The sequence below is a fragment of the Sphingomonas sp. Leaf30 genome (genome assembly GCF_001422525.1).
GTDB lineage: Bacteria > Pseudomonadota > Alphaproteobacteria > Sphingomonadales > Sphingomonadaceae > Sphingomonas > Sphingomonas aerolata.
Map to the genome: position 1 here is coordinate 913,772 of NZ_LMKZ01000018.1, position 19,191 is coordinate 932,962.

21 protein-coding genes and 2 other RNA genes are annotated in these 19,191 nt (G+C 67.2%); 18 read left to right on the plus strand and 5 right to left on the minus strand.

Annotation, left to right across the window (positions count from 1 at the left end; translation table 11 throughout):
• Positions 1 to 23 precede the first annotated feature (23 nt).
• Entirely contained in the window at positions 24 to 680 is a 657-nt protein-coding gene (locus ASE89_RS18000; protein ID WP_031395613.1) for an alpha/beta hydrolase, read from the minus strand.
• Positions 681 to 743: 63 nt separating this feature from the next.
• Between ASE89_RS18000 and ASE89_RS18005 the strand changes: the two genes are divergently transcribed.
• From ASE89_RS18005 to ASE89_RS18035, 8 genes are all read left to right on the plus strand, one after another.
• On the plus strand, positions 744 to 1,895 hold the full coding sequence (locus ASE89_RS18005; RefSeq protein ID WP_056680392.1) for a cysteine desulfurase family protein: 1,152 nt from the start codon (positions 744 to 746) through the stop codon (positions 1,893 to 1,895).
• Positions 1,892 to 2,962 carry a cysteine desulfurase family protein gene (locus tag ASE89_RS18010; protein ID WP_056680394.1) on the plus strand — a complete coding sequence of 357 codons (1,071 nt, stop codon included), beginning with the start codon at positions 1,892 to 1,894 and terminating at the stop codon, positions 2,960 to 2,962. Before ASE89_RS18005 ends, ASE89_RS18010 begins: the two co-directional genes overlap by 4 nt.
• A gap of 13 nt (positions 2,963 to 2,975) precedes the next feature.
• Complete coding sequence (locus tag ASE89_RS18015) at positions 2,976 to 3,281, plus strand: 2Fe-2S iron-sulfur cluster-binding protein (RefSeq protein ID WP_056680398.1); 306 nt, start codon at positions 2,976 to 2,978, stop codon at positions 3,279 to 3,281.
• A 139-nt stretch (positions 3,282 to 3,420) separates the two neighbouring features.
• Positions 3,421 to 3,771 carry a hypothetical protein gene (locus tag ASE89_RS21005; protein WP_052380984.1) on the plus strand — a complete coding sequence of 117 codons (351 nt, stop codon included), beginning with the start codon at positions 3,421 to 3,423 and terminating at the stop codon, positions 3,769 to 3,771.
• 83 nt (positions 3,772 to 3,854) lie between these two features.
• Positions 3,855 to 4,091: a hypothetical protein gene (locus ASE89_RS18025; protein WP_031441523.1), complete on the plus strand. Its 237-nt coding sequence runs from the start codon at positions 3,855 to 3,857 to the stop codon at positions 4,089 to 4,091.
• Between the two features lie 70 nt (positions 4,092 to 4,161).
• An RNA gene (gene ffs, locus ASE89_RS20050) (signal recognition particle sRNA small type) lies at positions 4,162 to 4,255 on the plus strand.
• 380 nt (positions 4,256 to 4,635) lie between these two features.
• Positions 4,636 to 6,339 (plus strand): DNA polymerase III subunit gamma/tau, encoded by a 1,704-nt coding sequence (locus ASE89_RS18030; protein ID WP_056680920.1) that lies wholly within the window; start codon positions 4,636 to 4,638, stop codon positions 6,337 to 6,339.
• Positions 6,336 to 6,659, plus strand: coding sequence for a YbaB/EbfC family nucleoid-associated protein (locus ASE89_RS18035; RefSeq protein ID WP_031395321.1), 324 nt, complete (start codon positions 6,336 to 6,338; stop codon positions 6,657 to 6,659). The genes ASE89_RS18030 and ASE89_RS18035 overlap by 4 nt, the downstream gene beginning before the upstream one ends.
• Before the next feature lie 27 nt (positions 6,660 to 6,686).
• Here the strand turns inward: ASE89_RS18035 and mtgA are convergent, their stop codons facing one another.
• From mtgA to ASE89_RS18055, 4 genes are read right to left on the minus strand one after another with little or no spacing between them, the layout of a single operon-like run.
• Positions 6,687 to 7,358 (minus strand): monofunctional biosynthetic peptidoglycan transglycosylase, encoded by a 672-nt coding sequence (gene mtgA / locus ASE89_RS18040; protein ID WP_056680404.1) that lies wholly within the window; start codon positions 7,356 to 7,358, stop codon positions 6,687 to 6,689.
• A gap of 9 nt (positions 7,359 to 7,367) precedes the next feature.
• Positions 7,368 to 8,636, minus strand: a complete 1,269-nt coding sequence (locus ASE89_RS18045; protein ID WP_056680407.1) for a flavin monoamine oxidase family protein — start codon at positions 8,634 to 8,636, stop codon at positions 7,368 to 7,370.
• Positions 8,637 to 8,640: 4 nt separating this feature from the next.
• Complete coding sequence (gene rpoH / locus ASE89_RS18050; RefSeq protein WP_031396358.1) at positions 8,641 to 9,543, minus strand: RNA polymerase sigma factor RpoH; 903 nt, start codon at positions 9,541 to 9,543, stop codon at positions 8,641 to 8,643.
• Between the two features lie 52 nt (positions 9,544 to 9,595).
• On the minus strand, positions 9,596 to 10,543 hold the full coding sequence (locus ASE89_RS18055) for an RluA family pseudouridine synthase (RefSeq protein ID WP_056680411.1): 948 nt from the start codon (positions 10,541 to 10,543) through the stop codon (positions 9,596 to 9,598).
• 17 nt (positions 10,544 to 10,560) lie between these two features.
• Here ASE89_RS18055 and ASE89_RS18060 point away from each other — a divergent pair, with 17 nt between their 5' ends.
• The 10 genes from ASE89_RS18060 (at position 10,561) to rnpB (ending at position 19,165) form a co-directional block, all read left to right on the plus strand.
• Positions 10,561 to 10,953 carry a Mov34/MPN/PAD-1 family protein gene (locus ASE89_RS18060; protein ID WP_056680414.1) on the plus strand — a complete coding sequence of 131 codons (393 nt, stop codon included), beginning with the start codon at positions 10,561 to 10,563 and terminating at the stop codon, positions 10,951 to 10,953.
• A 104-nt stretch (positions 10,954 to 11,057) separates the two neighbouring features.
• The gene (locus ASE89_RS18065; RefSeq protein ID WP_037528527.1) at positions 11,058 to 11,702 is read left to right on the plus strand and encodes a histidine phosphotransferase family protein; all 645 of its coding nucleotides are present in this window, start codon (positions 11,058 to 11,060) and stop codon (positions 11,700 to 11,702) included.
• Between the two features lie 100 nt (positions 11,703 to 11,802).
• Entirely contained in the window at positions 11,803 to 14,157 is a 2,355-nt protein-coding gene (locus tag ASE89_RS18070; protein ID WP_056680420.1) for a chemotaxis protein CheA, read from the plus strand.
• The gene (locus ASE89_RS18075; protein ID WP_056680424.1) at positions 14,157 to 14,588 is read left to right on the plus strand and encodes a chemotaxis protein CheW; all 432 of its coding nucleotides are present in this window, start codon (positions 14,157 to 14,159) and stop codon (positions 14,586 to 14,588) included. The genes ASE89_RS18070 and ASE89_RS18075 overlap by 1 nt, the downstream gene beginning before the upstream one ends.
• 85 nt (positions 14,589 to 14,673) lie before the next feature.
• Entirely contained in the window at positions 14,674 to 15,039 is a 366-nt protein-coding gene (locus tag ASE89_RS18080; protein ID WP_031396352.1) for a response regulator, read from the plus strand.
• A gap of 59 nt (positions 15,040 to 15,098) precedes the next feature.
• Positions 15,099 to 16,196 (plus strand): chemotaxis-specific protein-glutamate methyltransferase CheB, encoded by a 1,098-nt coding sequence (cheB, locus tag ASE89_RS18085; RefSeq protein ID WP_056680923.1) that lies wholly within the window; start codon positions 15,099 to 15,101, stop codon positions 16,194 to 16,196.
• Between the two features lie 29 nt (positions 16,197 to 16,225).
• Complete coding sequence (locus ASE89_RS18090) at positions 16,226 to 17,104, plus strand: CheR family methyltransferase (protein ID WP_236701857.1); 879 nt, start codon at positions 16,226 to 16,228, stop codon at positions 17,102 to 17,104.
• Between the two features lie 60 nt (positions 17,105 to 17,164).
• Positions 17,165 to 18,079 carry a DMT family transporter gene (locus ASE89_RS18095; RefSeq protein WP_056680428.1) on the plus strand — a complete coding sequence of 305 codons (915 nt, stop codon included), beginning with the start codon at positions 17,165 to 17,167 and terminating at the stop codon, positions 18,077 to 18,079.
• Between the two features lie 53 nt (positions 18,080 to 18,132).
• Positions 18,133 to 18,765 carry an N-acetylmuramoyl-L-alanine amidase gene (locus ASE89_RS18100; RefSeq protein WP_081874152.1) on the plus strand — a complete coding sequence of 211 codons (633 nt, stop codon included), beginning with the start codon at positions 18,133 to 18,135 and terminating at the stop codon, positions 18,763 to 18,765.
• Between the two features lie 11 nt (positions 18,766 to 18,776).
• Positions 18,777 to 19,165, plus strand: an RNA gene (rnpB, locus tag ASE89_RS18615) — RNase P RNA component class A.
• Positions 19,166 to 19,191: the final 26 nt, after the last annotated feature.

Here is a 19,191-nt window from a genome sequence, read left to right on the forward strand (position 1 = left end):
CCCGAGGGGAGAAGGGCAGAGGATCACCGAATGGGGCTGTTAGGATCCAGCCGCATGTCGAGATACTTGTCCACCGACCCCATCAGCTCGGGCATCTCGTGCTCGAAGAAGTGGTTCGCCTTCGGGATCGTGTCGTGATGGATGGTGATGTGCTTCTGCGTGCGCAGCTTGTCGACCAGCTTCTGCGTCGCACCCGGCGTCGCGACCTCGTCGCCCTCGCCCTGGATGATGATCCCGCTCGACGGGCAGGGGGCGAGGAAGGTGAAGTCGTACAGGTTCGCCGGCGGCGCGATCGAAATGAACCCGCGGATCTCGGGCCGGCGCATCAGCAGCTGCATGCCGATCCACGCGCCGAAGCTGACGCCTGCGATCCACGTCGTCTGCGCCTCGGGATGGAAGCTCTGCACCCAGTCGAGCGCGCTCGCCGCATCGGAGAGCTCGCCGACGCCGTTGTCGAACACGCCCTGGCTCTTGCCGACCCCGCGGAAGTTGAAGCGGAGCGTCGCAAAGCCGCGCCGCTGGAAGGTCTTGTAGAGCTGCTGCACGATCGCGTTGTTCATCGTGCCGCCCGCAGACGGGTGCGGGTGGAGGATCATCGCAACGGGCGCGCGCGGGCGCGGACCCGGCGCAAAACGACCTTCGAGACGGCCTTCGGGACCGGGAAAAATGACTTCTGGCATGGGCACTCGCGAGCTGGGATACGCACTCGGGTGGAGTGCCGGACGATGCGCGCTATATAGGTAATGCACCCCTTTTCGCAATTGGAACCGACCCTGTCCCGTAACGAACCCCGCATCTACCTCGATCACGCCGCCACCACGCCGATGCGTCCGGAGGCCGTCGCGGCGGTGATGGAGGGCATGGCGCGCTGGGCGAACCCGTCCTCGCCGCACGCCGAGGGGCGCGCGGCACGCGCGGCGCTGGAGGATGCGCGGCGCCGGATCGCGCAGGCGCTCGGCTGGCCGCACCACGTGATCCTGACCAGCGGCGCGAGCGAATCCGCAAGCCTCGCGCTGCGCGGCCGGCCGGGCATCGGCGTCGCGGCGGTCGAGCATGACGCGGTCCTGCGCGCGGCGGACCGCCCGGTCATGCTGGATGTCGATGCGGGCGGCATCGTCTCGCCGCTAAGGACTCCCGCTCTCGCATCCTCCCCCCTCCCGTTCGTTTCGAGCGAAGTCGAGAAACACCTCCTAGGCGCAGGTCTCTCGACTTCGCTCGAGACGAACGGGGAGCGCGCGCCCATGATCACGCTCCAGTCCGCCAACAGCGAAACCGGCGTTCTCCAGCCCGCGGCCGCCACCCCCCGCATCGCCGACTGCGCGCAGACCGCCGGCAAGCTCCCGCTCCCCGACGCCGACATGATCATCGTCTCCGCGCACAAGCTCGGCGGCCCGCCCGGGATCGGCGCGCTGCTCGTCCGCGACCTCGGCCTGCTCGATCCGACCGGCGGGCAGGAGCGCGGCTATCGCGGGGGCACCGAGAATCTCCCCGGCGCGCTCGGATTCGCCGCCGCACTCGAAGCCCCGCGCGACTGGTTCGCGCCTCTTGCCGGGCTGCGCGCCGAACTCGACACCGCGATCCTCGCACATGGGGGCGAGATCGTCGCGCAGGCCAGCCCCCGCATCCCGACCATCGCCTCCTACCGGATGCCCGGCGTCGGCGCGGCGGCGCAGCTGATCCGCCTCGACATGGCCGGGTTCGCGGTCTCGGCGGGCAGCGCCTGTTCGTCGGGCAGCATGCGGCCGAGCCATGTCCTCGCCGCGATGGGCTATCCCGCCGACGCCGCCGCGCAGGTCGTCCGCGTCAGCTTCGGCTGGACCACCACCGCCGACGACGTCGCGCGCTTCGCCGAGGCCTGGACGCGCATCGCCCGCGACATCAGGGCGGCCGCATGAGCTATCTCGACTACCAGGCGACCACCCCGCTCGCGCCCGAGGCGCTCGCCGCGATGCTCCCCTGGCTCGAATCGCAGCACGCCAACCCGCATTCCCCCCACCGCGAAGGCCGCCGCGCGAAGGCCGCCGTCGAGTTCGCGCGCGATCAGGTCGCGGCGCTGCTCCCCCCCGGCGGCCGCGTCGCCTTCACCAGCGGCGCGACCGAGGCGCTCAACTGGGCGATCAAGGGCACCATCGGGCCGATCACGACGCTCGCCACCGAACACGCCGCCGTGCTCGACACCGCGGCGGCGGAAGCGGCGCAGGGGCGCGACGTGACGATCCTGCCGGTCGGCGCAGACGGCATCGTCGATCCCGATGCCGTCGCCCGCACGGGTCTGGTCGCCGCGATGCTCGTCAACAACGAGATCGGCGTGATCCAGCCGATCGCCGCGCTCGCCGATGCCGCGCACGCCGCCGGCGCGCTGCTGCTCTGCGACGCGGTGCAAGGCTATGGCCGCGTCGCGATTCCCGACACCGTCGACCTGATCGCGATCTCCGCGCACAAGATCCACGGCCCCAAGGGCATCGGCGCGCTGTGGATCCGCGACGGCGTCACGCTCGCCCCGCTCATGCACGGCGGCGGGCAGGAGGCGCCCGGCCGTTCGGGCACGCTGTCGCCCGCCCTGTGCGCCGGCTTCGGCGTCGCCGCGCAGCTGATGGCTGACCGCAAGGATCAGGACGCCGCGCATGTCGAGCGCCTCTGGGGGCTCGCCCGCGATCGGCTCGGCCCCGGCTGGACGATCAACGGCGCCACCGACCCGCGCTATCACGGCAATCTCAACGTGCGGCGCGAGGGGCTCGACGTGAACCGGCTGATGTCCGACCTGCGCGACATCGCCTTTTCCGCGGGCTCCGCCTGTGCGAGCGGGTCGGGGCGGTCGAGCCATGTGCTCCGCGCGATCGGCCTGAGCGAGACCCAGGCGCGGTCGAGCATCCGCCTCGGCTTCGGCCGCTACACCACCGAAACAGACCTCGCCGCCGCGATCGACGCGATCGCGGCCGCCGCGGAAGGGCAATGGCCATGATCGTCCGCTTCCCATGATCGTCCACTTCATCGCCCGCGACGGCAGCATCCGCAGCGTCGCCGCCACCCCCGGCGACCGCTTGCTCGACGCCGCCCAGGCGGACGGCCAGCCGCTCGAGGGCACGTGCGAGGGCCAGCTTGCCTGCGCGACCTGCCATGTCATCGTCGACGCCGCCGATGTCGCCCGGTTGACGCCGGCGAGCGCGGACGAGGAGGACATGCTCGATCTCGCCCCCGGCGCGACCCGGACCAGCCGTCTCGCCTGCCAGATCCGCCTGACCGAGGCGCTCGACGGACTGACGGTGCGCATCCCCGGCTGACCGACCGGGCGAACCTTACAGAATGACAACGGCCGGTTCAGCGTCGAGCCACGGCGGTTCGGCGATCAAGCCTCCACCGCCCCAGTATACGGGGCATTGATACAGCCCCGCTGCCCGGGGCTCGAGTGGAGTAGCTCTCATGAGGATCATCGCTTTCTTCGCCGCTGGCGCCCTGGCCGCCGGTACCCTGGTTGCCGCGGCCCCCGCGGACGCACAGCGTTACGGCTGGGACGGGCCGCGCGGTGGCGGGCATCATGACCGCGGCTGGCATGGCCCGCGCCACCGCTATGACGGCTATCGGGATGGCGGTTACCGGGGTGGCTACCGGGGCGGCTACCGGGATGGATATCGCGGCGGCTATCGCGGGCACCACGGCGGCTATCGCGCGCATTACGGCTATGGCGGGCCGCGTGGCTATGGCCGGTCACGCGTCGTGTGCCGGATCCAGCGCGGCTATTACGGCCCGGTTCGCCGCTGTTTCCGTCGTTGATACGGAACCGTAATGAGGCGGGGCGAGTTTGCTAACATAGGTTATGGGATTCACGCGAATCCAGACCGCTCAGGAGACTTTCCATGAAGTTGTTTACCCTCGCCGCCGCCGGTCTCGTTGCGCTCACCGGCCTCGCGCCCGTCGGCTTCGCCGCCGAGGCATCCGCACAGCGCACCGTCGTCCATGAGCGGACCGTCGTCCGTCACAACGACAACCGCCCCGGCGTCCGTCATCGTACGCGCACGCGTCAGGTCTGCCGCAACGTGGTCCGCAACCATCATCGCCAGCGCGTCTGCCGCACGGTCCGCGTCAACCGCTAAGAACGGGCCTTCCCCCGGGTCAGGCTGTAAAGCGGCTTGATCATCCCGTCCGACCCCGCCATATGCGCAGCGGGAGTCGGGCGGACGGGGTCGTCGCCAACTTGGTCAGATCCGGAAGGAAGCAGCCACAACGATTTCGCCCCGGGTCGTCCCGGCTCCCACCGCGAACATTTGCAAGCAAATGTGAGCGCGGCCGGCGGCGCACAGCGCCGACTGACGACACGGCGTCGCCGTGGCGCCCCTACATTCCGACCAAGCCCCTGATCCCAAACAGCTTTCGCAAAAGCGTTCCCGAAACGTTCCATTTCGCTGTAAAATCGTCCGCGATTGTGGTAGGCCAAGCAATGGCCCAGACCGCTCCCAGTTCCGGACCCCGACGCGCCATCCCGAACGGTCGCTCCCCAATCTCGCGCTGTACCGCGGCGACGCCCGATGTCGACCCGACGCCCAATGTTGAATCGCGCTATCGTCTCAACATTCGCAACATTCGCGGTCCCGGCCATGCCCTTCGACACCGGACCCGACAGCCGCTATGACGACCGCAATGTCAGATTCCTTCGACCTGGGCGAACCGCCGCAGCCGGCTGCTAAGGCGGATGTCGCGTACCGCGTGCTCGCGCGCAAATACCGCCCGCAGACCTTTTCCGAGCTCATCGGGCAGGACGCGATGGTCCAGACGCTCGGCAACGCGATCAAGCGCGACCGGCTGGCGCATGCGTTCCTGATGACCGGGGTTCGCGGGGTCGGCAAGACGTCGACCGCGCGCCTGATTGCCAAGGCACTCAACTGCATCGGTCCGGACGGGCAGGGCGGTCCGACGATCGACCCGTGCGGCGTCTGCGAACCCTGCCGCGCGATCGCCGAGGGCCGCCATATCGACGTGATCGAGATGGACGCCGCGAGCCATACCGGCGTCGACGACGTCCGCGAGATCATCGACGCGTCGCGCTATTCGGCGGTCACCGCGCGCTTCAAGATCTACATCATCGACGAAGTCCACATGCTGTCGAAGAACGCGTTCAACGCGCTTCTGAAGACGCTGGAGGAACCGCCCGCGCATGTGAAGTTCCTGTTCGCGACGACCGAAGTGAACAAGGTGCCGGTGACGGTCCTGTCGCGCTGCCAGCGTTTTGACCTGCGCCGCATCTCGGCGGAACAGCTCGCCGGGCATTTCGCCTGGGTGTCGGAGCAGGAGGGCGTCGTCGCCGAGCCCGAGGCGCTGATGCTGATCGCACGCGCCGCCGAAGGCTCGGCACGCGACGGCCTGTCGATCCTCGACCAGGCGATCGCGCATGCCGGGCTCGAAGGTGGCGGCGTCACCGCGGACGCGGTGCGGCAGATGCTCGGCCTGTCCGATCGCGGCGCGGTGCGCGACCTGCTCGCCCTGATCCTGGCGGGTGACGGGGCGGGGGCGCTCGCCTCGCTGCGGCGGCAATATGATTATGGCGTCGATCCGCTGTCGGTGCTGCGGTCGCTGCTCGAAACGGTCCACGGCATCACGCTGACCAAGGTCGGGACGCCGGCCGACGCCGCGCAGCCGGCGGAGGAGCGCGCCGCGCGCGAGGACTGGGCGGCCAACCTGTCCTACCCCGCGCTGCACCGCCTCTGGCAGCTGTTCCTCAAGGGCCATGACGAGGTCGCCAAGGCAGTCCTGCCGATCGAGGCGGCGGAAATGGCGCTGCTGCGGACGATCTACGCATCGACGCTGCCCGATCCCGGTGAACTCGCGCGGCAGCTCGCCGGCGCTCCGCCACCCGCAACCGCGGCCGCTGCATCGACACAGGCGCCGGCGCCCGCTCCCGCATCCTCCGGCGAGGCCCCGCCCTGGGCCGGGGCGGGCGCGTCCGCTGCACCGGCACCCGTCGACACCGGACCGATCCTGCCGCCCACCTTCGCGGCTCTGGTCGATCTGCTCGACGACTCGGGCGGGCTGGCGATCGCCGCGCGACTGCGCCACGGCGCGCGGATCGTCTCCTATGCGCCGCCCGAATTCGCGCTCAGCGGCAGCCGGCCGGTCTCGGCCGACACGCTGGCCGAACTGGGCACGCTGCTGAAGTCGGTCACGCGGACTGCCTGGAAGGTGTCGATCGTCGACGCGCCGGGCGAACCGACGCTGCGCGAGGCGCAGGACGCCGCCGACGAGGCGGTCAAGCAGGCCATTCTCGAATCCCCCATCATGAAGGCCGCGGTGGCAGCGTTTCCCGACGCCAAGCTTGAATCGTGGCCGGGTCAAAGGAGCAACGCATGAAGAATATCGACGAAATCCTCGCCATGGCGCAGAACGTCCAGACCGAGCTCGAAAAGGCGCAGGCCAATCTCGACACGATCGAGGTCGAGGGCGCGTCGGGCGGCGGGCTGGTCAAGGTCAAGGCGTCCGCCAAGGGCCGGATCATCGGCATCGCGATCGACGATTCGCTGATGCAGGTCGGCGAGAAGCAGATGCTCGAGGATCTGCTGACCGCCGCCTTCAACGATGCCCGCGCCAAGGCCGATGCGGTCTCGGGTACCGAAATGTCCAAGATGACCAGCGGCCTGCAGCTCCCGCCGGGCTTCAAGCTGCCGTTCTGATCTGCCGGGTGCGGCGGCTGCCGGCCCCTAGCGGAGGCAGCCGTCGAGCCCCTGGGTGCGGACCGTCGAGACGCGGCGCGACAGCGTGTTGCCGTGGCGGCGGACGAAACCGCGCGGCGCGATCGCCGCCCGCTTCTTCGGCAGCGGCAACACCGCGGCGATCCGTCCCGCCTCGGTCGCCGACAGCCGCGACGCATCATGGTTGAAATACCGGATCGCCCCGGCATTGGCGCCATAGGTGCCGATCCCGGTCTCGGCGATGTTGAGATACACCTCCATGATCCGCCGCTTCGGCCACAGCGTCTCGATCAGGACGGTGAAATACGCCTCGAACGCCTTGCGGACATAGCCGCCGCCCTGGAACAGGAACGCGTTCTTCGCGGTCTGCTGGCTGATCGTCGATCCACCACGGATCCGCCCGCCCTGCGCATTGCGCGCCGCAGCCCCGGCGATCGCCTTGAAGTCGAAGCCGCTGTGCGAACAGAACCCCGAATCCTCGCCCGCAATCGCGGCGCGCGCCATGTCGGGATCCATCTCCGACAACGGCATCCAGTCCTTCGTCACCGTATGCCCGGACAGCAGGTCGCCCATCATCGTGAAGGTGAAGGGCGGCGGGACGAACCGGTACAGGCCGACCCAGGCGACCGTCACGACGACGAAGACGAACGCGAATTTGACGAGGATGCGGATAAGGCCCATCGCCGCTCCTTATGCGATCGCCGCGCCCCCGCCAATGATCGCCCGCGCCGCCGCGACGCCGGTTTCATATGCGCCGTGCGCCGTAGAGAAATCCTCACGGTGACAGGCCTCGCCGGCGAAGAAGATCCGGCCGTCGACCGGCGCGGCGAGTATCGCGCGCTGGCCCGCGCACCCGATCCGCGCATGGCTATAGCTGCCACCGATCCAAGGTTCTTGGCGCCAGCGGGTTGCGACAAGCGGCGTGAAGCGGCGGCGCCAGTCGCTGCCGAGCAGGGCGACCAGCTCATCGATCGCGAACGCCGCGGCGTCGCCATCCTCCAGCATCTCCGCGCAGTCGCCGCCGAAGAAGCTTTCGACGATCGGCCAGCCGAACGGCGACAGGCGGTGGCTGGCGGTGCACGCAGCATAGGGGTTGCCGACGAGATGCGCATTCGCCGGCCATTCCGGGCGATCGACATGCAGGAACACCTTGTCCGCCAGACCGAGTGGGAGGTCTGCGGCGGCGGCATGCTTGTCAGGCAAGGGCGGGTCGAACCTGATCTGCGATCGGGCAAGCACGGTGGTAGGCACGCAGACGATGACATGATCCGCGTCGATCATCCCGGACGGCGTGTCCAGCCTGATCCGCCGACCGCCATGGTCGATACGGGTGACCGGCGTGGAGAGGCGGATCGGAAGACCGGCGGCGTGGCTGGTGACCAGCGTGCCATAGCCTTGCTTCACGGTCCAATTATCGTCCGATGCAGCATTTTCATACGCCGCCCAGTCATGGAGCGAAACCTGCGACAGGTTGGCGCCATTGGCATAGCCGGAGATCGCGTCGATCGTCGGCCGCCAGGGATCGTGAGCGTCGACAAAGTCGGACAGCGGGCAGTCGGGACCGTCGAGCGCCGCCAGTGCGCGGGCGTTCCAGTCCTGATAGGCGATGGACGAAGACGCCTGATCTGCGGGCGAAAAACCCAGGTCCCGCCATTGAGTGCGCCAGTTCGCGTCCGACCGGTCGACGAGAAAACCCGAAGCTTCCGCAATGCCAGTCCACGGATTGCGCCGCGCGGAGTGGAGCCATCCACAGCCCGCATCTAAGCGAGACCCCGCAAGGGCGACATTCGCGTCTAGTTTATCGCGTTCGCTGCTTAATAAGTCGTCTACCGAAAGACTATGTGCGCGACCACCAAGGCGATCGTTCGCCTCGACCATTAAAACGTCTTGTGCGGCGTCGTGCAGCGTTCGCGCCGCCGCGATACCTGCCGCACCGCCGCCAATGACGACGGTGCGCATAACGTCAAGCGGCGAGCAGACGCTTTTCGCCGGCAATGCGCATCATCGCCTTTTGCAGCTTCTCGAACGCGCGTACCTCGATCTGACGGACGCGTTCGCGCGATACGCCATAGACCTGCGACAATTCTTCGAGCGTCTTGGGATCGTCGGTCAGGCGGCGTTCGGTGAGGATATGCTGCTCGCGATCGTTCAGGTCGTCCATCGCGGAGACCAGCATCGAATGACGGACATCGGCCTCCTGTGCGTCGGCGACGATCTTGTCCTGGAGCGGTGCGTCGTCCTGCAGCCAATCCTGCCACTGGCCTTCGCCGTCCTCGCGCATCGGCACGTTGAGCGAGGTGTCACCACCCATCGCCATGCGGCGGTTCATGCTGACGACGTCAGTCTCGGCGACACCGAGATCGGTCGCGATCTTCGTCACGTGCTCAGGGCGCAGATCACCGTCCTCGAATGCATCGAGGCGGCTCTTCATCCGGCGCAGATTAAAGAACAGCTTTTTCTGCGCTGCGGTGGTGCCCATCTTCACAAGCGACCAGCTGCGCAGGATATATTCCTGGATCGACGCGCGGATCCACCACATCGCATAGGTCGCGAGGCGGAAGCCGCGCTCCGGCTCGAATTTTTTCACGCCCTGCATCAGGCCGATATTGCCCTCCGAGATCAACTCGGACGTGGGCAGGCCGTAACCACGATAGCCCATGGCGATCTTCGCCACGAGACGGAGATGCGACGTCACCAGCTGCGCCGCAGCATCGGTGTCGCCATGCTCCTGGAACCGCTTGGCGAGCATATATTCCTGCTCGGGTTGCAGGATGGGAAATTTCTTGATCTCGGCGAGATAGCGATTGAGACCCGCCTCGCTGCCGAGCGCAGGTATCGTCGCTGGAACGTTGGAGCGGGCTGCCATGGTAGTCTTCCCTTTCTACGAAACCATACCGCACTGCGGCAGGGTCCGATATCTATACGTGAAGCTCGCTGAACAGTTCCTGCATGTCCGTAGGCATCCTGCTTTCGAACGCCAAAGCGTTACTATTTATAGGATGGATGAACCCGAGATACGCGGCGTGCAAGGCCTGACGGCGGAAACCAAGCGTTTCGAGCAGCGTCTTCTGACCGGGCCGGTTTCTACCGTAGACCGGGTCGCCGAGCAAGGCGTGCCCGATCGAGGCCATGTGGACGCGCACCTGATGCGTGCGACCCGTTTCGAGCCGGCACTCGACCAGCGCGGCATCGCGAAGCGGCTGCAGCGTCGTGAAATGCGTGACGGCGCGTTTGCCGCCCTGGACGATGGCGATCTTCTTCCGGTTTTGCGGACTGCGCGCCAGCGGGGCATCGACGGTCCCTGAGGAAGGGCGCGGGATCCCGCCGACGATCGCGCGGTAACGACGGTCGATGCTGTGATCGTGGAACTGCTTGGCCAGTCCCTCGTGCGCGCGGTCGCTCTTCGCGGCGATCATCAACCCGGAGGTATCCTTGTCGATCCGGTGGACGATGCCCGGACGCGCGACCCCACCGATCCCCGACAGATTGCCCGCGCAATGGTGAAGCAGCGCGTTGACGAGCGTGCCGTCGAAATTACCTGCTGCAGGATGCACGACCAGACCCGCCTGCTTGTCGACGACGATCAGATGCTCGTCTTCATAGGCGATGACGAGCGGGATGTCCTGCGCCTCGTTATGCAGCGGCGTCGGTGGCGGCACGGCGATCGCGAAGGTCTGACCGGCAGACGCCTTTTTCGACGAATCACGCCAGGGCTGGCCTGCCTGCGATACCGCGCCAGCGGCGATCAACGTCTTCAGACGTTCGCGCGACATCGTCGGGACGGCATCCGCGAGCGCGCGGTCCAGACGCCATCCATCGGCCGCCGCGGCGATTCTCGCTTCAATCGTGGCAACCCCCCGGTCCATGCGATAGCGATGTGGCGATGAGCGTTACGATTTCAAGCGGCGTCCTCGATCGGATCCTTGCACGGGCGGCGGCATCGCCGGCGAAGGAGGTTTGCGGACTGCTGTTCGGTACGCCGGATGCCATCGCGATGGCAGAGCCTTGCGAAAATGTCGCGGACCATCCCGCCCACAGCTTCGAAATCGATCCTGCAGCGCTGCTGGCCGCGCATCGTCGCGCGCGCCACGGCGGCCCAGCGGTCATCGGCCATTATCACTCGCATCCCACGGGCAACCCCGTGCCGTCGCCGCGCGACGCCGCGCAGACGATGGGCGACGGAGCGATCTGGCTGATCATCGGCGGCGGCCAAGCCCGCGCTTGGCGGTCTCACGCCCCCGGTGCATTTGCCGAGGTTGCCATTGTGCTGATTTGACGTGATCCGCCGAGCATAGAGCGCGAAGCGCCAACGATGCGCCTTGCCGCTTGCCAGCCAATCGTGGCGAGGTCAGAACGGCACATGTTTTCGAGAGGATATTCATGACTGTCAGCCCGGTCGATTTTGCCAGCCTGTTGTGTTCGCGTCTGTGTCACGACCTGCTGTCGCCGGTCGGCGCGCTCAACAACGGGCTTGAACTGCTGGCAGACGAAACCGATCCGGCAATGCGTGCGCGGTGCATGGAGCTGCTGGCGGACAGCGCACGCGCATCGGCGAGCAAGCTGAAATTCTTTCGTCTGGCCTTCGGTGCTGCGGGGGGCTTCGGCGAGGAGGTCGCAACCCGCGAGGCCAAGTCCGCGATCGAAGGGCTGATCGCCGAGAACAAGCGGATCGAGCTCGCCTGGCTCGTGGACGAGGAAACGATGCCCAAGGCGGCGATCAAGGTCCTGCTCAACCTGGTGCTGATCGGCAGCGAATCGCTGGTGCGCGGCGGCCGGATGGAGATAGGCGGCGAGGACAATGCCGGCCATCTCGAGGTGGTCGTGAAGGTCGAGGGGCCGCGGCTCGTCCTGGACCCCGAAATTCGTCGAACGCTGGTCGACGGTCCTGGCGATACTGCGGTAACGCCGCGCGCGGCCGCCGCTTATATGGTGCACACGCTCGTCGCCGAGAGCGGGGGCAGCATGCAGATCTTTGAACCGTCCGACGGCGTCATGATCTTCGGTGCGGTGTTCAACGCGCGATAACTTGGCTGGATACGGTGGTGCGGTGGGGGAGGAGCGATCCTAACGCGGCCTTAACCCCTGTTCGTCATGACGGGCCCGACGCACGCGTTCCGGGGCCCGCATGGACGATCTTCTACAGGAATTTATAGCCGAGACGCGCGAGACGCTGGAGGCGCTGTCGGGCGAGATTGTCGCCTGGGAGGCGGCGCCGACGGATCGCGCGCGGCTCGACGCAATCTTCCGCTTCGTTCACACGGTGAAGGGCAGCTGCGGGTTTCTCGACATCCCCCGGCTGGCCCGGCTGAGCCATGCCGCTGAAGACGTGCTTGCGGCGGTTCGGGACAACAAGCGCGTGCCCGACACCGCGCTGGTGAATGCCGTGCTCGCGATCGTCGACCGGATCGGCGAGATCGTCGAGGCGATCGATGCCGGCGCGGCGCTGGATGATGCAAGCGAGGAACTGCTGATCACGGCGCTGGCGGAGGACGCCACGCCGGCGGCCGTGCCCGTGCATGTCGCAACCGTGCGGGCCAGCAGCCGCAGTGTCCGTCTGAACGTCGATCTGCTCGACCGGATGATGAGCGGCATGTCCGACATGGTGCTCGCGCGCAACGAACTGGCGCGGCGATTGCGAGATAACGTCAGCGATCCGCATGTTGATGCTGCGCTCGAACGGCTCTCGCTGACCGTCGCCGACATGCGAGACACGGTGACGCGGACCCGGATGCAGAAGATCGATGCGCTGTTCTCGGCGCTGCCGCGCATGGTCCGCGATACCAGCGCGGAACTGGGCAAGGCGGTCAACCTGGTGATCGAGGGCTCTGACGTCGAGCTCGACCGCGAGCTGATCGAGCTGATTCGCGATCCGCTGGCACATATCATCCGCAACGCCGTCGATCACGGGATCGAGTCGCCGGCCGACCGTCTGGCCGCGGGCAAGCCCGCGACGGGGCGACTCGTCGTGTCCGCACGCCAGTCGGGCAACCAGATCCTCATCGAGATCAGCGACGACGGACGTGGCATCGACGTTGCGCGGATCGTCAGCAAGGCCAAGGACCAGGCCCTGCGTACCGAAGCGCAGATCGGCGCGATGGATGAGGACGCAAAACTCGATCTCGTGTTCGAAGCGGGACTGTCGAGCCGCGACACGGTCACGACAGTCTCTGGACGCGGCGTCGGTATGGATGTCGTGCGCGCCAATATCGAGCATATCGGCGGGCGCATCGCGCTGTGCAACATGCCCGGCCGCGGGCTTCGGATCGTCATTCACGTGCCGCTGACGCTGTCGATCCTGTCGACGATCATCGTCAGCGTGGGGACGCAGCGTTTCGCGCTGGCGCGGCAGTCGATCGAGGAGATCGTCAGGGTCCGTGGAACGCAGGTGCGGATCGACACGATCGGAGATGCATCTGCCGTCGCGGTCAGGGGACGGCGGATGCCGCTGGTCTCGTTGGCCGCGCTGTTCGGGCTGGGCGACCATGACCCGGGCACGCTCGTGATCGTGTCGACCCGCGAAGGCGACTATGCGCTCGGCGTCGACGATGTGCTCGACGCGGAGGAACTGGTCGTCAAACCGGCCTCGCCGCACGTGATGGCGACCGGCGTCTATGCCGGCCAGACGCTGCCCGACAGTGGCCTGCCGATGCTGCTGCTCGACGGAGCGGGGATCGCGCATGTCGCGGGGCTGCGGTTTTCCGCTCTGGCGGTCGCGCACGACGAGGCGGCGGCGGACAGCGTTGCCGGCGTACAGGCACTGCTGTTCGACGATCTGGACGGCAAGCGCCGCGTGATCGCGCTGGCGGTGATCGACCGGGTCGAACCGGTGGCGACGTCGGCAATCAGCTTTACGGCGGGCGCGCTGCGTCTTGCGATCGGCGGGGCGATCGTGCCGTTGCATTCGGTCGGCACGATTGGCGATCGCGAAGAAGTCGCGGTACTCCGTCTGACCGATGGCGACAGCGAGATGGCCTATGCGATCGCGGAGGCGATCGAGATCGTCGAATTGCCGCCCGAAATGGCGCCGGCTAATGGCGGCGGGCCGATCGCGGGGGTCGTGATCATCGGCGGTGAGCAGGTCGAACTGATCGATCCGCACGCGCTGTTCGCGGGCGAGCCGGTCCGGCGCGCCTCGCGCCCGGTCTGCCTGTTGCAGAGCGACAGCAGCGGGTGGATGGAGACGTTCCTCAAACCCGCGCTCGAGGCGTCGGGCTATCGGTGTGTGACACGCCTTGCCGCGGGCGAGACACCTGCGGTCGCGCTAGCGATGGAGGATGGACCGGTCGAGGCGGTCGCCGCTCCGATCGTCACGCTGCGCCGTAATCGGGAGGGTACAGGTGCGCAGGACCACAGCATCTATCGCTATGACCGTCCGGCGCTGATCGAGGAACTCGCGCGGCGGGTCGCGGCGCAGGCCGGCGCGCAACAAGAGGATTCAGCACCGTATATTCGCGCCGTGACGAGTGGGGGAGCGCGCTGATGGAATTGTTTCTGATCGCGCATATCGCCGGGCGCGGCGTCGCGATTCCGGCAGAGCAGGTCGGCTCGGTCGTCGATATCGGTGATGTCGTCGCGGTGCCGCAGGCGGAGGCGGCGATCCGTGGGCTGACCGCGCTTCGCAGCCGGGTCGTGACGGTGATCGACACCGGCACCGCGCTGGGGCTCGCGCCGACGCCCGAAACTGCCAGGCGGGCAGTCATCACGCAGGTCGACGGGCATGACTATGCGATCCTGGTCGACTCGCTTGAGGATGTCGCGCCGTTCGAGCGGCTGCCGCTGTCGTCGGGACTGGCGCTCAACCACGGCTGGGCGGCGGCGGCGTCGGGGCTGGTCGATCGCGATGGCGAGCCGATGCTGGTGCTAGACCTGACCGCAGTCGTGCCGTCGTCCTTGCCCGCGCTCGTCGCCTGAACAGCGGCCAACTCGCGCGCACTTAACCCGGTGCTTACGCTTTGCCGGCTAAGGCGGGCGCCATGATCACCCCGGAAGGCTTTCCATGAAGACCTGTCTTGTCGTTGATGATTCGAAGGTGATCCGCAAGGTCGCGCGTCACATCCTCGAAACGCTTGATTTTACCGTTCGCGAGGCATGTGACGGCCAGGAGGCGCTCCAGTGCTGTCTGGAGTCGGTTCCGGACGTCATCCTGCTCGACTGGAACATGCCCGTCATGAGCGGCATGGATTTCCTGCGAGCGCTGCGCGACAGCGATATCACGCAGCGTCCCAAGGTCGTCTTCTGCACGACCGAGAACGGGATGGCCTATATCCGCGCGGCGATCGAGGCGGGCGCCGACGAATATGTCATGAAGCCGTTCGACCGCGAAACCCTCGCATCGAAATTGCAAATCGTCGGCATGGCCTGAGCGGGTCTTACGACGCCGTGGCCGCCTCGCTGCCCCTTCCACCGCTGCCGCGGTCGCCATTGTCCGCCGTCGCGCGTGTCCTGATCGTCGATGATTCGGTGGTCGCCCGCGCGGTGATGGCGCGGCTGATCGACGCGAGCGCGCAGTTTACCGTCGTCGGTGCGGTCGCCAATGCGGGAGCCGCACTCGAGTTCCTGCGCTCTGCCGAGGTCGATTTCATCCTGCTCGATATCGAAATGCCGGGGGTCGATGGGCTGACCGCGCTGCCGGACCTGATTGCCGCGGGACAGGGTGCCAAGATCCTGATCGTCTCCTCCTCAGCCGATGAGGGCGGTGCGGCCGCGGTCCAGGCGCTCGCGCTCGGGGCGGCGGAAACGTTGGTGAAGCCGGGCGCCAGCGGCATGTCTGGCCGCTTTGCAACCGCACTGGTCGAAAAGCTCGAACGCCTGTGCGAAGCCCCGACCGCGATTGTGCCTACCCGCGCGTCGGGACTGAGAAGCGCGCGCAACGTCACGGCCGCGCTTGAGCCGCTGTGCGGCCGGGGTGCTGCGGATCAGGGCCGTTCCGTCGCGGCCGGCGACGCCTATGACATCGTCGCGATCGGTGCATCGACCGGCGGGATCCACGCGCTGAGCCAGTTGCTGCGTGAGTTGCCCGCCACGTTCCAGCTGCCGATCCTGATCACGCAACATTTGCCCGCGTCGTTCATGCCGTATTTCGCGGCACAACTCACGGTCCTGTCCGGCCGGCCGTGCGACGTCGCGACCGACCGCCTGCGGATCCGCCCCGGCCGCCTGTTCATCGCCCCCGGCGACGCCCACATGACCTGCGTGCGGCTGAGCGATGGCGGTGCCGCGATCCGCCTCAGGCAGGGCGTCGTCGGCAGCGGTTGCCTGCCCTCGGTCGATCCGATGCTGGGATCGGTCGCCCAAGTCTTTGGCGCGCGCGCGCTGGCTATCATGCTGAGCGGCATGGGCCGCGACGGTGCGGAGGGGGCCCGACAGGTCCACGACGCCGGCGGCAGCGTGGTCGCTCAGGATCAGACGACGTCGGTCGTCTGGGGCATGCCGGGCGCAGTCGTGTCGTCGGGTGTCGCTGCGGCGATACTGCCCCCCGAGGCGATCGGGCGGCTCATCGCATCGCAGCGCCGTCCATGATGGGCGCGTCAGCGTTACGCGGGCGGAGCATGCCGACCACGGCCCCGTCATCCTCACCGGCCCCGGCGGCCTCCCAGGCGACGATCGCCGTGCTGACCGCGCTGCTGGAAGCGCGGACGGGACAGCAGATCGCGGCCTATCGCTCCTGGCGCCTCGATACAGCGCTCAAGCCGCTGTTGCGTGAACGCCAGCTCGGCAGCCTTGATGAGCTGGTTGCGCAGTTGCTGGCCGGAAAGGATCGGGAGATCGGCGAGCAGATCGTCGATGCGCTACTGAACCAGGAAACGTCGTTCTACCGGGACGCGCAGGTCTTCGAGCACCTTGTCGCGGCGATCGCGGATGCCGAGACCGCCGGTCATCGCATCCGGATCTGGTGCGCGGGATGTTCGACCGGGCAGGAGCCGCTGTCACTGGCGATGCTGTTCGCCGAGCGGCACGAGACGACGGGTGCGCCGGTTCCGGACATCGTCGCGACCGACGTTTCGGGCGCCGCAATCGCCCGCGCACGGTCGGGCCGTTTCACGCAGTTCGAGATTCAGCGCGGGTTGCCGATCCGTAGGATGATGCGGTGGTTCGACGGTGTCGGCACAGACTGGGTCGCCAAGCCCGAGCTGGTGAAGCTGGTCACGTTTCGGCGGGTAAATCTGGTGTCCGATGCGGCGCCCGCAGGACGTTTCGACCTGGTCCTGTGCCGCAATGTCCTGTTGTACCTGACGGCGGAGACGAAATTGCGGGTGTTCTCGACGATCGCACGGACGCTGCGGCCCGGCGGCCTGTTCGTGATGGGCGCGGGGGAGACGGTGAGCGGGCAGACCCCGTTGTTCGAGCCCAGCCAGCGCTATCGCGGCTTCTACGAAACGCCGTCGTCAAGCACTGGCGATCCGCGGCTTCGCGCGCCCGGGTCCTGATCCCGCGATAGAGTGCTGCGGCAGTTTACATCGCAGCACGATCCCGGCAAGCGTTGGGGGATGACGATCCAAGCCGCACCTCCAGCGACGCATCGGTTCGGCCTGCGTGACTTTGCGATCGTCGTCGTGATGAACGTGCTGTGGGGGCTCAACATCATCGCCGTGAAGATGGCGGTGACGGAAATCGCGCCGATGACGGCCGGGTTCCTGCGCCAGGTCATCGTGTTTGCGGTCTGCGCAAGCTGGTTCCGGCTGGTGCCGGGACGGACCGCGACGCTGGCGCTGCTCGGACTGTTGTCGGGCGGCATCTTCTATCTCGTGATCAATCTGTCGCTGTCGGTCGCGACGAATATCGGCGCTTTGGCGATCGCCGGCCAGCTTGGCGTCCCGTTCGCGCTGCTGCTTGCGATCGTCGTCTTTCGCGAACGGATCCACTGGCCCCGGATGCTGGGGATCGGCCTGTCGATCCTGGGAGTGGTACTGCTGGTCTTCGATCCGTCGGCGGCGCGCGAGGGCGCGGGTCTGGCGTTGACCGCGCTGGCAAGCCTGATCTGGGCGATCACCTCGCTGATCCAGCGGCGGCTCGTCGGGGTGCCGGTCCTGACGATCTATGCCTGGGTTGGGCTGATGGGCAGCCTGGTGATGGCGGTCGTGGCGATGATCACCGAGCCTGCGGCGATGCGCGCGATCCCCGACCTGCCGCTTCGCACGGTCGGCTGGGTGGCGTTTTCCGCGATCGGATCGACGGTAGTCGGCCAGGGCTCGATGTCGTGGCTGTTGCAGCGCCATTCGGTTAGCGTTGTCACGCCGATGACGCTCGCCGCACCAATTATCTCTGTGTTCGCCGCGGCCTATTACTTCGGCAACCCGTTGACGCTATTGATGCTTGCAGGCGGAGGCGTTGCGATGCTCGGCGTCGCGATCGTCACGATCCGGACCGCACGCGCGGACCGGCTGGAGGGGAAGCTGGCTTGACGATCATCGAGACGCCGTCACCGAATTTCGACGACCGAACGCTGCCTATCAGCATGATCGTATTGCACTATACCGGCATGCAGGATGGCCCGTCCGCGATCGCCCGCCTGCGCGATCCGGACGCGAAGGTGTCGGCACATTATCTGATCGAGGAGGACGGGACCGTCCTGCGGATGGTCGCCGAGGATAAGCGGGCCTGGCACGCGGGACGGTCACACTGGCGCGGGATCGAGGACGTCAATTCGGCAAGCATCGGCATCGAGATCGTCAATCCTGGGCATGAGTTCGGCTATCGCCCGTTCCCGCCCGAACAGATCGCCGCGCTGCTGCCGTTGGTGGCGCAGATCAAGGACCGCCACGAGATCACGCGGGGTAACATCGTCGGTCATTCCGACATCGCGCCGACGCGCAAGCGCGATCCCGGCGAGTTGTTCCCGTGGCACGAACTGGCGCGACGCCGGCTTGCGCTGCCGCGGCCGACCAAGAATCTGATGGATCCCGGCTGGACGGAGGGCGGGTTCTGCCTTGCGCTCGAACGGTTCGGCTACGACGTGGAGAACCGGATGGCGGCGATCATGGCGTTCCAGCGCCGGTTCCGCCCCGAGCTGGTGGACGGCGAGATCGATGCGGAATGCCGGTGCATCCTGCTCGCTTTGCTGCTTCCCAAACCGATGGGTGACGACTAGGGATCGGCGCGCCAGAGGGTCGGGCGACCGCGGGGGTGTTGTAATGGCATCCGCGAGGAAAGTCCGGGCTCCGCGGAACGACGGTGCCGGGTAACGCCCGGCGGGGGTGACCCCAGGGACAGTGCCACAGAGAGCAGACGGCCAACCCTCGGCGCAAGCCGGGGCGGTCAGAGTGAAAGGGTGCGGTAAGAGCGCACCGCGCGCCTGGTAACAGGGGCGGCATGGCAAACCCCACCGGGAGCAAGATCGAATAGGGGTGGCACATGGGCTTCGTTCCGGCTCGTCACCCGGGTTGATTGCTTGAGGCGGCGGGCAACCGTCGTCCTAGAGGAATGGTCGCCAAACTTTCGACCGAAGGGTCGGAAATGGACAGAACCCGGCTTACAGACCCTCTGGCATCCTTTCCCGATCGCATGCAGACTGCCC